13 protein-coding genes are annotated in these 14,954 nt (G+C 59.0%); 11 read left to right on the top strand and 2 right to left on the bottom strand.

The genetic code is table 11. From position 1 onward, the window contains the following. Positions 1-69: 69 nt before the first annotated feature. The 8 genes from ACLH0J_RS11245 to ACLH0J_RS11280 all read left to right on the top strand — a co-directional run bounded on the left by ACLH0J_RS11245 (position 70) and on the right by ACLH0J_RS11280 (position 7,653). Complete coding sequence (locus ACLH0J_RS11245; protein ID WP_411392035.1) at positions 70-1,002, top strand: chemotaxis protein CheV; 933 nt, start codon at positions 70-72, stop codon at positions 1,000-1,002. Between the two features lie 43 nt (positions 1,003-1,045). Next, positions 1,046-1,873, top strand: a complete 828-nt coding sequence (gene cheR / locus ACLH0J_RS11250) for a protein-glutamate O-methyltransferase CheR (protein WP_411392036.1) — start codon at positions 1,046-1,048, stop codon at positions 1,871-1,873. A 306-nt stretch (positions 1,874-2,179) separates the two neighbouring features. Next, complete coding sequence (flgB, locus tag ACLH0J_RS11255) at positions 2,180-2,587, top strand: flagellar basal body rod protein FlgB (RefSeq protein ID WP_003175633.1); 408 nt, start codon at positions 2,180-2,182, stop codon at positions 2,585-2,587. A 3-nt stretch (positions 2,588-2,590) separates the two neighbouring features. Further along, positions 2,591-3,034 (top strand): flagellar basal body rod protein FlgC, encoded by a 444-nt coding sequence (gene flgC / locus ACLH0J_RS11260; protein ID WP_411392037.1) that lies wholly within the window; start codon positions 2,591-2,593, stop codon positions 3,032-3,034. Positions 3,035-3,050: 16 nt separating this feature from the next. Continuing rightward, complete coding sequence (flgD, locus tag ACLH0J_RS11265; protein ID WP_411392038.1) at positions 3,051-3,776, top strand: flagellar hook assembly protein FlgD; 726 nt, start codon at positions 3,051-3,053, stop codon at positions 3,774-3,776. A gap of 31 nt (positions 3,777-3,807) precedes the next feature. After that, entirely contained in the window at positions 3,808-5,112 is a 1,305-nt protein-coding gene (gene flgE, locus ACLH0J_RS11270) for a flagellar hook protein FlgE (protein ID WP_411392039.1), read from the top strand. 142 nt (positions 5,113-5,254) lie between these two features. Continuing rightward, on the top strand, positions 5,255-6,460 hold the full coding sequence (locus ACLH0J_RS11275) for an ISL3 family transposase (RefSeq protein WP_411392040.1): 1,206 nt from the start codon (positions 5,255-5,257) through the stop codon (positions 6,458-6,460). A gap of 143 nt (positions 6,461-6,603) precedes the next feature. Further along, a complete protein-coding gene (locus ACLH0J_RS11280) occupies positions 6,604-7,653 on the top strand; it encodes a hypothetical protein (RefSeq protein WP_411392041.1) in 1,050 nt (349 codons plus the stop codon). Between the two features lie 103 nt (positions 7,654-7,756). Here ACLH0J_RS11280 and ACLH0J_RS11285 read toward each other — a convergent pair whose 3' ends face one another. Next, positions 7,757-10,648 carry a ribonucleoside-diphosphate reductase subunit alpha gene (locus ACLH0J_RS11285; protein ID WP_411392042.1) on the bottom strand — a complete coding sequence of 964 codons (2,892 nt, stop codon included), beginning with the start codon at positions 10,646-10,648 and terminating at the stop codon, positions 7,757-7,759. A 771-nt stretch (positions 10,649-11,419) separates the two neighbouring features. Between ACLH0J_RS11285 and ACLH0J_RS11290 the strand changes: the two genes are divergently transcribed. Both ACLH0J_RS11290 and ACLH0J_RS11295 read left to right on the top strand, forming a co-directional pair. Then, positions 11,420-12,145, top strand: a complete 726-nt coding sequence (locus ACLH0J_RS11290; RefSeq protein ID WP_411392043.1) for a response regulator — start codon at positions 11,420-11,422, stop codon at positions 12,143-12,145. Further along, positions 12,142-13,752, top strand: a complete 1,611-nt coding sequence (locus tag ACLH0J_RS11295) for an ATP-binding protein (RefSeq protein WP_411392044.1) — start codon at positions 12,142-12,144, stop codon at positions 13,750-13,752. Before ACLH0J_RS11290 ends, ACLH0J_RS11295 begins: the two co-directional genes overlap by 4 nt. Before the next feature lie 19 nt (positions 13,753-13,771). Here the strand turns inward: ACLH0J_RS11295 and ACLH0J_RS11300 are convergent, their stop codons facing one another. Continuing rightward, positions 13,772-14,491, bottom strand: a complete 720-nt coding sequence (locus ACLH0J_RS11300; protein WP_411392045.1) for a 4'-phosphopantetheinyl transferase family protein — start codon at positions 14,489-14,491, stop codon at positions 13,772-13,774. A 149-nt stretch (positions 14,492-14,640) separates the two neighbouring features. On the opposite strand from ACLH0J_RS11300, the gene ACLH0J_RS11305 reads away from it, so the two are divergent. Further along, positions 14,641-14,949 (top strand): hypothetical protein, encoded by a 309-nt coding sequence (locus tag ACLH0J_RS11305; RefSeq protein WP_411392046.1) that lies wholly within the window; start codon positions 14,641-14,643, stop codon positions 14,947-14,949. Positions 14,950-14,954 lie beyond the last annotated feature (5 nt).

Genomic DNA, 14,954 nt, shown 5'->3' on the forward strand with positions numbered 1-14,954 from the left:
GCAAAGCTCGTGCCGTTTAGTGTTGGGTGCGCGTCGTACCCCCAAAGGTTTTAGCGTAGGAGTCTGGGCATGGCAGGTGTAATGGATTCAGTAAACCAGCGTACACAGCTGGTAGGGCAGAATCGCCTGGAGTTGTTGCTTTTCCGCCTCGACGGCAAGCAGCTATATGGCATCAACGTGTTCAAGGTGCGGGAAGTGCTGCAATGTCCCAAGCTGACGATCATGCCCAAGTCCAGCCCGGTGGTGTGTGGTGTCGCCAATATCCGTGGCGCTACCATTCCGATTCTTGATCTGGCTCTGGCCACCAGTGCGGCAGGTCTGCAGGACCGCGAAAACCCGTTCGTGATCATTACCGAGTACAACACCAAGACCCAGGGTTTCCTGGTGCGCTCGGTGGAACGCATCGTCAACATGAACTGGGAAGAGATCCATCCACCGCCCAAGGGCACAGGCCGCGATCACTACCTCACGGCTGTGACGCGGGTCGATAACCAATTGGTGGAAATCATCGACGTCGAGAAGATCCTCGCCGAAGTGGCACCCACTTCAGAAGCGATTTCCGTCGGGGTGGTGGATGCTGATACGGCGCACAAGGCTATCTCGCTGCGTGTGCTGACGGTGGATGACTCCTCGGTGGCGCGCAAGCAGGTCACCCGTTGCCTGCAAACCGTCGGCGTTGAAGTGGTGGCGCTCAATGATGGTCGCCAGGCGCTCGATTATCTGCGCAAGCTGGTGGATGAGGGCAAGAAGCCGGAAGACGAATTCTTGATGATGATCTCCGACATCGAAATGCCGGAAATGGATGGCTATACCCTTACGGCCGAAATACGCAACGACCCGCGCATGCAAAAATTGCATATCATCCTGCATACTTCGCTGTCGGGCGTGTTCAACCAGGCGATGGTCAAGAAGGTCGGTGCCGATGACTTCCTGGCCAAATTTCGTCCTGATGACCTGGCATCCAGGGTAGTCGACCGGATCAAGGCAGCAGATCACGGCTAGGGAATTTCTCCCGGGCGGTCACACGATTTAAGAGGCGGTATCATTGTCTACGGGTAATTTGGATTTCGAACAGTTCCGGGTCTTCCTGGAGAAAGCCTGTGGCATATTGCTCGGTGAAAACAAGCAGTACCTGGTATCCAGCCGTCTCAACAAGCTGATGGAGCAGCAGGGCATCAAGTCTCTGGGTGAATTGGTCCAGCGCATTCAGGGGCAGCCACGCAGTGGGCTCAAGGAAATGGTGGTCGATGCCATGACCACCAACGAAACCCTGTGGTTTCGCGATACCTATCCCTTTGAAGTGCTCAAGAGCAAGGTGCTGCCGGAGGCCATCAAGGCCAGTCCCGGGCAGCGCTTGCGTATCTGGTCGGCCGCCTGCTCGTCGGGGCAGGAACCGTACTCGATTTCGATGGCCGTCGATGAGTTCGAGCGGACCAACATGGGCCAGCTTAAAGCCGGGGCGCAAATTGTTGCTACCGACCTGTCCGGCACCATGCTCACCAATTGCAAGACCGGCGAATACGACAGCCTGGCCCTGGGGCGCGGTTTGTCCCAGGAACGGCTGCAACGCTACTTCGACCCGAAAGGGGCGGGGCGCTGGGCGGTCAAGGCACCGATCAAGAACCGCGTGGAGTTTCGCTCGTTCAATCTGCTCGACAGCTATGCCAGCCTCGGCAAGTTCGACATGGTGTTCTGCCGCAACGTACTGATCTACTTTTCGGCCGAGGTGAAGAAAGACATTCTGTTGCGCATCCACGGAACCCTTAAGCGTGGCGGCTACCTGTTTCTCGGTGCATCCGAAGCACTGAACGGCCTGCCGGATCACTACCAGATGGTGCAGTGCAGCCCTGGGATCATCTACCAGGCCAAGTAAGCGGTACGCAGACAAAGTGTGGGAGGGGGCTTGCTCCCGATAGGGGTGGTTCAGTTGATGTAGCTATCACTGATATACCGCTATCGGGAGCACGCCCCCTCCCACATTTGTTTCTGCGGCAAAGCTGAAGAAAACGGCAATCCCATTGCCGCTTTACTGGCACCACGCGGAAACCGCTTGCCGCTTTTCTGGCATTGCCGCCGGCAAGTTCCGCACAAACCCTTGATTTACGGGGTTTTCAAATATTGGCATGGGCTTTGCTATAACCCTGTTAACGAACAGCAGGTCAGCCTAAAGGTTTCCGCCATGAGCATCAGCTTCGATAAAGCGCTCGGTATCCACGAACAAGCCCTGGGCTTCCGCGCCCAACGCGCCGAAGTCCTGGCCAACAACATTGCCAACGCCGACACCCCGAACTACAAGGCTCGGGACCTGGATTTTTCCGCCGTGCTCGCCGCGCAGCAGGACAAGACCAAGAACGGCACCTTCGCCTTGAACATGACCAACAGCCGTCATATTGAAGCGCAAGGTCTGAGCAGTGGGGATGAGTCGCTGCTGTATCGCACGCCGATGCAGCCGTCGATCGACCAGAACACCGTCGACGCCCAACTGGAGCAATCGGCCTACGCCGAGAACTCGGTGAACTTCCAGGCCAGCTTTACCCTGCTCAACAGCAAATTCAAAGGGCTGATGTCAGCCCTGCGTGGAGAGTAAGCCATGTCCCTGTCCAGTGTTTTCAATATTGCCGGCAGTGGCATGAGCGCGCAGACCACGCGCTTGAACACCGTCGCCAGTAACATCGCCAACGCCGAGACCGTGTCTTCGAGCATTGACCAGACCTACCGCGCCCGTCACCCGGTGTTCGCCACCATGTTCCAGGGCGGCCAGAGCGGTGGCAGCGATTCGTTGTTCCAGAACCAGGATGCCGCAGGCTCTGGCGTGCAGGTACTCGGCGTGGTTGAAGACCAGAGCAATCTGGAAGCCCGCTACGAGCCTAACCACCCGGCGGCCAACGAAAAAGGCTACGTGTACTACCCGAACGTCAACGTGGTCGAGGAAATGGCCGACATGATTTCCGCCAGCCGCTCGTTCCAGACAAACGCGGAAATGATGAACACCGCCAAAACCATGATGCAGAAGGTCCTGACCCTGGGTCAGTGATAAGGGGCGCCAAATAATGGCCATTGTTGATACGTCTACCAACTCAGCAGTCCAGGACCTTTTCAACACCAAGGTCAAGACTGCGACAGACAACACCAGCGTCGCCGCTGCGACCAGCGCGGCGACGGGTAACCAGTCGCTGGGCAAGGACGCGTTCCTGCAATTGCTGGTGACACAACTGAAAAACCAGAACCCGCTGTCGCCTCAGGACAACGGTGAATTCGTGGCGCAACTGGCACAGTTCAGTAGCCTGGAAGGCATCAATACCCTGAACGATTCGGTGAATGCGATCTCCAGCAACTTCAGCTCCTCGCAGGCGCTGCAGGCTTCGTCGCTGGTGGGGCGTTCGATCATCACCCAGACCGACAAGGCCTGGGTGGACACAAGCAAGAGCATGACCGGTTCGGTCGCGGTGACTGCGGCGACGGGCAACCTCTCAGTCAAGATCACCGACAAAGATGGCGTTGTGGTGCGTACCCTTGATATGGGCGCACAGAGCGCGGGCAGTTCCGACTTCATCTGGGATGGCAAGAACGCCGACGGTGAGGTCGCTCCGGCAGGTACTTACACCTTTACGGCGACCACCAAGAATGACGCGGGCGAGGCAGTGGCCCTGGCGACTTCGCTGCCGGCAACGGTAACCAGCGTGACGCTGAGCCAGACCGGCGGCGAAATGGTGCTGAACCTTGCCGGTGGCATGGGCAGCGTCAAGCTCTCGCAAATTCAGACTATCGGTACATAGAGCCGGCTAAATACGGCAGAGGGAGAGAAACATGTCTTTTAATATCGGCCTTAGCGGCCTCTATGCGGCCAACAAACAGCTGGACGTGACCGGCAACAACATCGCCAACGTCGCGACCACTGGCTTCAAGTCGTCCCGCGCGGAATTCGCCGACATCTACGCCGCGTCCAAGCTGGGCACCGGCCAGAACAGCATCGGCAACGGTGTGAACCTGGCGGCCGTGTCCCAGCAATTCACTCAGGGTGACGTCAACAACAGTGGCGGCGTGCTGGACATGGCGATCCAGGGTGGCGGCTTCTTCGTGCAGAAGGCCAGCGACGGTTCGCTGGAGTACACCCGTAGCGGTGCATTCCGTGCCGACAAAGACGGCTACATCACCAACAACACCGGTACCTCGCGCCTGCAAGGCTACGCGGCGGACGCGGATGGCAATATCGTCAAGGGCGGTTTAACCGATCTGCAATTGAACCTGTCGTACCTGCCACCCAAGGCTTCCACCAAAGTGGACTCCACCAGCAACCTGAATTCATCGGAGCCGGTGATCGACCAGACCACCAAGCCATTCGACCCCACGGATACCAGCACCTTCACGACCCAATACAGCACCACCTTATACGACGCCCAGGGCAACTCGCACTCGATGGTGCAGTACATGGTGAAAACAGACGCGAACAAATGGAACTCTTATACGTTGATCGACGGCCGTAACCTGGATGGTTCGGCACCGACGACGACGGGTGCCACCGCGCCAGTACCGGCAACCTTCACCTTTGATGGTGCCGGTAAGCTACAGAGTGTCGCCGGGGCCAATGTGAGCGGTACAACATTGACGCTCACCGGTTGGATACCAGGTTCGGTGACCGATGGCGTGTGGACGCCCAACTCGGCTACCGCGCCGGATATTACCGTCAACCTTGGTAACGTCACCCAATACAACTCCGCCAGCTACCGCAATCCGCCGACCACCGACGGTTATGCCACCGGCCAGATCACCGGCCTGAAAATCGACGGTAGTGGTGTACTGTTCGCCACGTTCAGCAACCAGCAGAGCAAGGCCATTGGCCAGATCTCCCTGGCCAGCTTCAATAACGAACAGGGCCTGCAGCCATCGGGTGGCACGACTTGGAGAGAGACCTTCTCTTCGGGTCAGCCGGGTTATGACACGCCGCAAGCCGGGACCCTGGGCTCGATCGTGGCCAACTCCCTGGAGAACTCCAACGTCAACCTGACCAACGAGCTGGTGGACCTGATCAAGGCCCAGAGCAACTACCAGGCGAACGCCAAGACCATCTCCACCCAGAGCACCATCATGCAGACCATCATTCAGATGACCTGATGCGGTAGCGCTCCAGAAGAAGCCCCTCGTGAGAGGGGTTTTTTTTGGTTCTTCACGGAATCCCGGGAAACACAGAAACAAGAACGCCGATTTGATTGATGATGTTCGTGCGAGCAAACACATCTAACAAACCGGCGTTCTTATGCGCGATATTAATACTTTCCTTCCTTTTTGGGAGGGCTTTTCTGTCGTCACGATCAAGCCTGATGGTGACGCCCTCCAGATCGATCTGACACCCCACGCCACCCGATTCCCTTCCTGTGGCGGGTGCCAAAAACCCTGTTCAACCACGCATGAGTATTGCGAGCGAGTCATTCGTGATTTGCCCATTCTCGGTCGTGCGGTGCGCCTGAGCGTTTTGCTCCGACGCGTTGGTTGCCGCGACTGCGGTAAACGCATGGAGGCCGTCAGTTGGCTGGATCGCTATGCCCGTATGACGCGGCGTCTGGCAGAGGCGGTCATTCAAGCCTGTGAACGCCTTCCCACGCTGCACGTGGCGCAGATGTTTGGGCTGCATTGGGACACCGTTCGGTTGCTGGAGCGTCGTGCCTTGCAAGCGGCATTGAGCGATCTGCCGAAGGCGCAACCACGGCGTCTGGTGATGGACGAGTTCGCCCTGTTCAAGGGCCATCGTTACGCCAGTGTGGTGCTGGATGCGAATACACGACGAGTGCTGTGGGTCGGCGAAGGCCGCAGCCGGGCGGCGGTCAGGCCGTTTTTCGAAGAGCTGGGGCCAGAGGGATGCGCCCGAATCGAAGCGGTGGCAATGGACATGAACACTGCTTTTGACCTGGAGGTTCGTCAGCACTGTCCCAACGCGCGAGTGGTCTACGACCTCTTCCATGTGGTGGCCAAGTATGGCCGAGAGGTGATTGATCGGGTTCGCGTCGACGAAGCCAATCGACTGCGTCATGACAAGCCGGCCCGACAGGTCATCAAGCAGGCGCGTTGGCTGCTCCTGCGCAACCCGCAGAACCTGAAAACACCGGAGCAACAGGTCCGCTTGGAGGATCTGCTGGCGGCCAACCACGCGTTGATGAAGGTCTATTTGATGAAGACTGAACTCAAAACGCTTTGGACGCCGAGCACCGCTTGGGGTTGGCGATCGGCCTGGAAGCAATGGCTGCGCCATGCGCATGAAAGCGAAATACCGGCACTGATCCAGTTCGCCAAACGGCTAAAGAGTTACTGGCGGGGCATCGTCAGCCGGGTTCGCTGGCCGATGCACACCGGTCAGTTGGAAGGAATAAATAATCGAATAAAGGTCATCAAACGGATGGCGTACGGTTACCGGGATAGCGAATTCTTTTTCATGAAAATCAAGAGCGTCTTTCCCGGTAATCCGTGAAGAACCTTTTTTTTGCGTCAGAAAGTCCATTTGCAACGCATTCGGTTACGCATTGAATCGTTTTGGAAGGAACACTCCATAACCGCCTCACCACCGATTGATTAAGAGCCTTCCAGGCTCATCAGTCTATCGGAGGGGTGGGAATGAGTATTTCAGGAGAGTACGCCACAGGTGTCGGACGCGTGGCATTTTTACCGGTCGCCGGGCTGAAGGATCCGGCGCCTGTCGAACCTGCTGCAGAGGCTTCTGCACTGAGGACGTTGCTTGGCGAGCTATTCGAGGCTGTGCAATCTTCCAAGAGTCAAACGGTTCAGGACATTCGCGACAAGTTGAATGCGTTGCGCCGGAACTTGGGTGACGACGCATTCAAGGAGGCGCTCAACAAGCTGATCGCAAGTGCTGATGGAGCGTTTCTTGAGTTCCTCAAACGGTTGCTCAAAGAGTGGTTTCCCGATGACGACGATGTAGCACCGCCCGCCCCACCATCGCCGCGCGGGGGTGGGGCGGGCGGTGGTGGTGGCGGCGGCGGAAGAGTGAATCCAGGGGATTTTGGTCCCCGTGAGTCCATGAGCAACAAACCTATTACCGAAGGCTCCCGGTATTTCAACTACACGCCGGATCACAGTAATCCAGGGAAAAAACCGGACAATATCTGGAGCGGTTTCTTCCAGGGGCCTGATGGAAACTGCATCACTGTTTCGGCAATCAAAGCCGCGATGATGCAATACGGCCAGAAGCCTACGGATGTCTTCAAGGAGGTGAAGGAGACCAGTAGAGGCTATGACGTAACCATGCGCGATGGCTTCAAACTTTCCTTGTCCCGAGATGAATTGAAGCAGGCTGCCAAGCACGCGCGTTTCGAGGGAGATGACCCCGCGATGATGACGGATGCCAACTTCATGTACGCCGCGAGCGCCAAGCGGGCGCAGATGGAAAACAATGACGGAAGGGCAGGCCGCAGTTTCATGGCTGCGATGAGTAGCCTCAATGATGGCGAATATGCACGCGAAGGCTTGGACCGCCTGGGCCTGAAGGGGCGCTACCGACCGGCGACTGATGCCGACTTGAGAAACAGCAAGGTGGGGACAGTTGAATACAACGGCCATTCGATGGCTGTGATCAATGGCCGTATCGAGTTGTGGGGAGGGCGCGGCGGAGTGCCTGAGTCGGGGATAGCGACCGTATTGTTCTAGGTCGTCCACGAAGGTATTGCCGGGCAAAAGAAAGCCCCCGATATACCACAGGCATATCGGGGGCTTTTCAACCTTGGGCGGTTAAACCCGAGGCGTGCTCAGCTTACTGGCAAGCTTCGCAATCCGGTTCGTCGATCGCGCAGGCCTTTGGCACTGGCGCCGGGCCGGCCGGTGCGGCGAGTACCGAATCATCACCGTGGTTGCCGCTGGAAACAGCGTTGAGCTTGCCGGTGTTGATGGTCGACTTCTCGGTGCTGGTCGCGGCCAGGGCACGGAGGTAGTAAGTGGTTTTCAGACCACGGTACCAAGCCATGCGGTAGGTCACGTCCAACTTCTTGCCCGAAGCACCTGCGATGTACAGGTTCAGCGACTGCGCCTGGTCGATCCACTTCTGGCGACGGCTGGCGGCGTCAACGATCCACTTGGTGTCCACTTCGAAGGCAGTCGCATAGAGCTCTTTGAGTTCTTGCGGGATGCGTTCGATCTGCTGCACGGAACCGTCGTAGTACTTCAGGTCATTGATCATGACCGAGTCCCACAGGCCACGGGCTTTCAGGTCGCGAACCAGGTACGGGTTGATCACGGTGAATTCGCCCGACAGGTTCGATTTCACATACAGGTTCTGGTAGGTCGGTTCGATCGACTGTGATACGCCAGTGATGTTGGCGATGGTCGCGGTCGGCGCGATGGCCATGATGTTGGAGTTACGGATACCTTTCTGCACACGGGCACGTACCGGCGCCCAGTCCAGGGATTCGTTCAGGTCAACGTCGATGTACTTCTGGCCACGTTGTGCAATCAGGATCTGTTGCGAATCCAGCGGCAGGATGCCTTTGGACCACAGGGAACCCTGGAACGTCTCGTAGGCACCGCGCTCGTCGGCCAGGTCGCAGGAAGCCTGGATCGCGTAGTAGCTGACCGCTTCCATGGATTTGTCGGCGAACTCGACCGCTGCGTCCGAACCGTAAGGTATGTGCTGCAGGTACAAAGCATCCTGGAAGCCCATGATCCCCAGCCCTACTGGACGGTGCTTGAAGTTGGAGTTCTGCGCTTGTGGCACCGAGTAGTAGTTGATGTCGATGACGTTATCGAGCATGCGAACGGCGGTGTTGACGGTGCGTGCAAGCTTTACCGTGTCCAGCTTGCCGTTGACGATGTGGTTCGGCAGGTTGATCGAGCCCAGGTTGCAAACGGCGATCTCATCCTTGTTGGTGTTCAAGGTGATCTCGGTGCACAGGTTCGAGCTGTGCACCACGCCTACGTGCTGCTGCGGGCTGCGCAGGTTGCACGGGTCCTTGAAGGTCAGCCATGGGTGGCCGGTTTCGAACAGCATGGACAGCATTTTGCGCCACAGGTCTTTGGCCTGGATGGTCTTGAACAGCTTGACCTTGCCTGGGTATTCGGTGAGGGCTTCGTAGTACTCGTAGCGCTCTTCGAAAGCCTTGCCGGTCAGGTCGTGCAGGTCCGGCACTTCGGATGGCGAGAACAGGGTCCACTTGCCGTCGTCGAAGACACGCTTCATGAACAGGTCAGGAATCCAGTTGGCGGTGTTCATGTCGTGGGTACGACGACGGTCATCGCCGGTGTTCTTGCGCAGCTCGATGAACTCTTCAATGTCCATGTGCCAGGTTTCCAGGTAGGCACAGACAGCGCCTTTGCGCTTGCCACCCTGGTTGACCGCTACAGCGGTGTCGTTGACGACTTTCAGGAACGGTACGACGCCCTGGGACTTGCCGTTGGTGCCCTTGATGTACGAACCCAGTGCGCGCACCGGAGTCCAGTCGTTACCCAGGCCGCCGGCGAATTTGGACAACATGGCGTTGTCGTGGATCGCGTGGTAGATACCCGACAGGTCGTCCGGCACGGTGGTCAGGTAGCAGCTCGACAGCTGTGGACGCAGGGTACCGGCGTTGAACAGGGTCGGGGTCGACGACATGTAGTCGAAGGACGACAGCAGGTTGTAGAACTCGATGGCGCGGTCTTCTTTGTGCTTCTCTTCAATCGCCAGGCCCATGGCCACGCGCATGAAGAACACTTGCGGCAGTTCGAAGCGGATACCGTCCTTGTGGATGAAGTAACGGTCGTACAGGGTTTGCAGGCCCAGGTAGGTGAACTGCTGGTCGCGCTCGTGGTTGATCGCCTTGCCGAGTTTTTCCAGGTCGAAGGTGGCCAGGACCGGGTTCAGCAATTCGTATTCGATACCCTTGGCGATGTAGGCCGGCAGGGCCTTGGCGTACAGGTCGGCCATCTCGTGGTGGGTGGCGCTGTCGGCCACGCCGAGGAAGCCCAGGCCTTCGGCACGCAGGGTGTCCATCAGCAGGCGTGCGGTCACGAACGAGTAGTTCGGCTCACGTTCAACCAGGGTACGGGCGGTCATCACCAGGGCGGTGTTGACGTCGGTCAGGGCCACGCCGTCGTACAAGTTCTTCAGGGTTTCGCGCTGGATCAGGTCGCCGTCGACTTCTTCCAGGCCTTCGCAGGCCTCGGTGATGATGGTGTTCAGGCGGCCCAGGTCCAGCGGGGCAAAGGTGCCATCGGCCAGGGTGATGCGGATCGAGGGGTGCGCTTGTACGGCAGCTTCTTCCGGGGAGCGTACGGCACGTTCCTTGGCGCGCGAATCACGGTAGATCACGTAGTCGCGGGCGACTTTCTGTTCGCCGGCACGCATCAGGGCCAGTTCGACCTGGTCCTGGATTTCTTCGATGTGGATGGTGCCGCCCGAAGGCATGCGACGCTTGAAGGTCGCGGTGACTTGTTCGGTCAGGCGAGCAACGGTGTCGTGGATGCGCGACGACGCGGCAGCGGTGCCGCCTTCAACTGCAAGAAACGCTTTGGTGATGGCGACGGTGATTTTGTCATCGGTGTAAGGAACGACAGTGCCGTTACGCTTGATCACGCGCAGTTGGCCAGGTGCAGTGGCGGACAGATCCATATTCGAATCAGCGGCCTGCGGCACGGAGCCCTGCGGGTTCTCGCGAGTTGTGTCGGTTTGCATGGGGTGTTGTCTCCACATTCTATATTTATTTGGGCACCATCACGGTGCCCACCGTTCCGTCCTGAAGCACTTACAGCAGGCCTGGGCCTGGCATAACAACTTCGGGACAGGAGGAAGAGAGCTATTCGCGTCGCTTCCATGCCGAAGTCTTCGGTTCGGAGCTCAAAAGCCCTTCGCCGTATTCCTGGTGGGTGACAGTTGCCAGGTTCAAGCACTGCAACACCCGTACCGTATTCCGCTGTTGGAGCTTGAAAACGGTTGCCATCCGCGTGCACGGTTTGGGCTTTGAAAAAATGCTTGGGTCAGGCCAAACAGGAGCAAGAAAGGGCTTGAGTTTCTCGTCTGATTTGTGTTTGGTCTTTTTGCCGAAAACCCTACATGTAGGGTTTTTTTAGCGCCGAGCTACAAGATAATGCGTTTTGGAGGGCTTAGCAACGCACCGCCTGTGGATAACGTTGTGAGTAAAATGTGTATGAAACGTGGAACGCCCGTGTAGGCCGCAGTGCTGCTGGATTCAGCCGTTTGTCACTGAATATTCCAATATGAAAACAGCCGATTGGATTTTTGAGGGCGCGAACCCTATCACAAAAAAACGCGATTACCGAATGGATTTCCTGGCTTGTGTTGGTGGGTTGAGGCGTGGCTACAATCGACTTCCGTTATGCCCTCAAAACATGACAAAGAGGGTATGCCGGGTGACGGTCAAATGTGGGGCTTGTTCCCACACTCGATCACGACGGTCAGAAGAACTTATAACAATGAGGATCACCCGTGGAGCAGGAAGCCTGGCAAATACTGATCGTCGAGGACGACCAGCGACTGGCCGAATTGACCCGTGACTATCTGGAGAGCAACGGCCTGCGCGTGTCGGTAGAAAGCGACGGAGCCCTGGCGGCGGCGCGGGTCATCGCCGAGCAACCGGACTTGGTGATCCTCGACCTGATGCTGCCCGGCGAAGATGGCCTGAGCATTTGCCGCAAGGTGCGCGAGCGCTACGACGGCGTGATCCTGATGCTCACCGCCCGGACCGATGACATGGACCAGGTGCTGGGTCTGGACATGGGCGCCGACGACTACGTGTGCAAGCCCGTGCGCCCGCGTCTGTTGCTGGCACGCATCCAGGCCCTGCTGCGGCGCAGCGAACCGGCGGAACCCGTTGCGGTGGAAAATCAGCGCCGCCTGCAATTCGGCCCGTTGGTGGTGGACAACGCCTTGCGCGAAGCCTGGTTGCACGAAGGGGAGATCGAACTGACCAGCGCCGAATTCGATCTGCTCTGGCTGCTGGTGGCGAATGCCGGGCGCATCCTGTCCCGCGAAGAAATCTTCATCGCCCTACGCGGCATCGGTTACGACGGGCAGGACCGCTCGATTGACGTGCGCATCTCGCGTATTCGCCCGAAGATCGGCGACGATCCGATCCATCCGCGCCTTATAAAGACCATTCGCAGCAAAGGCTACCTGTTCGTCCCTGAAGCCGCCGCCGACATGCCGCTGTGAACTCGATTTTCCTGCGTATCTATGGAGGCATGTGCGCCGCGCTGATCCTGGTGGCGCTGCTCGGCGTGCTGGCGCTGCACCTGCTTAATGAGGTGCGCAGTGGCCAGTACCGCGAACGCCTGGCCCACGGCACGTTTGCCTTGATGGGCGACAACCTGCAGCCCATGAGCCCTATCGAGCGCCAGCGTGCCCTGGCGGTGTGGGAGCGTCTGCTCGGCATCCCGCTGGAATTGCGCCCCCTTGCCGATGCCCAACTGGACCTCAGCCAGCGCAGCCGCCTGCAGCGTGGCCAAGTCCTGGTAGAACAGACCGGCCCCCATGCCGCGCGGGTGCTGCGTCTGGTCAGCGAGCAGGAACAGCTAGTGTTGAGCGGCGAAGTCCAGCAGATCAGCGAGCAACTGGCTCGTGCAACCATCTACTTGCTGGCCGATGAGCTCGTGCGTTTCCCGGTGGCCGAGCAGCCCCAACGCCTGGCGGATATAAAAGAAGCGAAGGGTTTTGGCTTCGAGATGCACCTGATGACCCTTGATCAGGCGGATATGGACGACGATCAACGCCGTCGCGTGTCCGAGGGCGACACGGTGATGGCGCTGGGCAAGGGCGGTGATTCGATCCGCGTGTTCGCCGGCATGGTCGGCACGCCGTGGGTGCTGGAAATCGGCCCGTTGTTTCAGATGAACCCTTACCCGGCGCAATGGTTGATCCTGATCGCCTTGATCGGCCTGACCCTGATCGGCCTGATAGTCTATCTATTGGTGCGTCAGCTCGAGCGCCGCCTCAGAGGTCTGGAAGCCGCCGCCACACGCATCGCCAAAGGTAGTCTGGAAGTCCGCGTCCCGGCCCGTGGCGCTGACTCGGTGGGGCGCCTGGCGGCGGCGTTCAACGGCATGGCCGAGCACTTGCAGCAACTGCTGGCGATCCAGCGCGAACTGGTGCGTGCGGTGTCCCACGAATTGCGCACGCCAGTGGCACGCCTGCGCTTCGGCCTGGAAATGCTGGGCGATGCCGCCACGCCCGAGGCTCGACGTAAATACCTCGAAGGCATGGACAGTGATATCCAGGACCTGGATGGCCTGGTGGATGAAATGCTCACCTATGCACGTCTGGAACAAGGTTCGCCGGAGCTGATTTTTCAGCGGGTCGACCTCAGTGCGTTGCTAGACCAAGTGATCGGCGAATTGTCGCCACTGCGTCCTCAGGTCAACGTAGCCAGGGGGATTTGCCTGTCCTCGGCGCATTGGGATGACGCCTGGGTCGATGCCGAACCGCGCTACTTGCACCGCGCCCTGCAAAACCTGGTGAGCAATGCCATGCGCCACGCCCAAAGCCAGGTGTTGATCAGTTATCAGGTGGGGCAGGTGCGCTGCCGCATCGACGTGGAGGATGACGGTCCTGGCGTGCCGGAAAGCGCATGGGAGCGCATCTTCACGCCTTTCCTTCGGTTGGACGACAGCCGCACGCGCGCCTCGGGTGGCCATGGCCTGGGCTTGTCGATCGTGCGGCGCATCATTTATTGGCATGGCGGGCGGGCGTTGATCGGCAAGAGCAACAACCTGGGTGGGGCGTGTTTCAGCCTGAGTTGGCCCAGAGATCAGGAAAAAACCTGACATTGCTCCCGATAGCGATCTATTCAGCGCCGATGGCAACCAGGCTCAGCAACTGCCCATCAACCACCGCAAACTGCGCCGCCAGTTCCGTGCCATGGCGCCACTCGTTGGACAAGTCCGTCAGTAAGCGCAGCCTTACAGATCCTGCGTCGGACCACTCCAGCACCTCGGCATGCTCAAAGTAGAAGCGCTTGCCCACGATCGGATAGAGCGCCTTGAACAAACTCTCCTTGACCGAAAACGTCAGCGTCACCAGCAGGGCGATCTGCTCTCGCTCAACGGTGCCCATGCGCTGCAATTCATCGGCGGTCAGAATCTCCCCGGCCAGACGCTCCGCCCGCTCCAGGGACAATAGGTTCTCCAGGTCCATCCCCAGCCCACGCCATTGCGCCTTGTGCCCGACAATCGCCGCGGCACGCCCGGTGCTGTGGGTGATGGAACCACTGATATGCGCGGGCCAGACCGGCGCGCGGTCCTCTCCGATCGCCGGGATGCAGTCCAGGCCGTCAAGTCGGTGCACGGCGGCGCGAGCGCACAGCCGGCCGGCGAGGAATTCGGCCTGGCGCTTGGCCACCGAGCGCTGGATGCTCGGCGGTGGCGGTACGGCGCTGCGCTGGAAATCACCGGCGGCCAGCAAGGTGGGATCAAAACGGGTGCTGAGAAACACCGTGCCCGGCAGGGGAGCGGGCAGCGGCCAACGGGCGTCGAGTGGGGTGCAGCAAGCGGGTAAGGGCGTCATGGGCGGTATTTTGCCGAGTTGATCGGCTGGAGGATAGCCCGCTGCGGTTCAGGTGAGGTTCAGAGCCTGTTCAGGGGGGGTTCAGGGGCGTCTGCGTACTCTGGGCTCCAACACAAGGGCATACAGCCAAACGCGTATGAGGTAACACCATGACTGCGATCAAAAAGCTGATGTTGGCGTTGACCATGCTCAGTGCCACCGCCGGGGCCCAGGCCACCGATGGTGCCTTTGCCGCATTCGGTCGCGAGAAACCCAAGAAGTCCAGCACGCTGATCCAGCGCGTCAGCTTCGAAGACTCTGGCAGTCAGCCCGCGCCCTGGGGCCAGTCACTGGGCCTCACTGCCTCGCAGTCAGGCTATCGCGTCGGCTATGAACACCTGACCGGTCAGTTCAATGGCATTAAAATGCGCCAGCAAGATTTGCAGGGCCGCTATGATATCCCTCTGTCGGACAGTTGATTTGC

Source organism: Pseudomonas sp. MPB23, from assembly GCF_046605395.1.
Lineage (GTDB): Bacteria > Pseudomonadota > Gammaproteobacteria > Pseudomonadales > Pseudomonadaceae > Aquipseudomonas.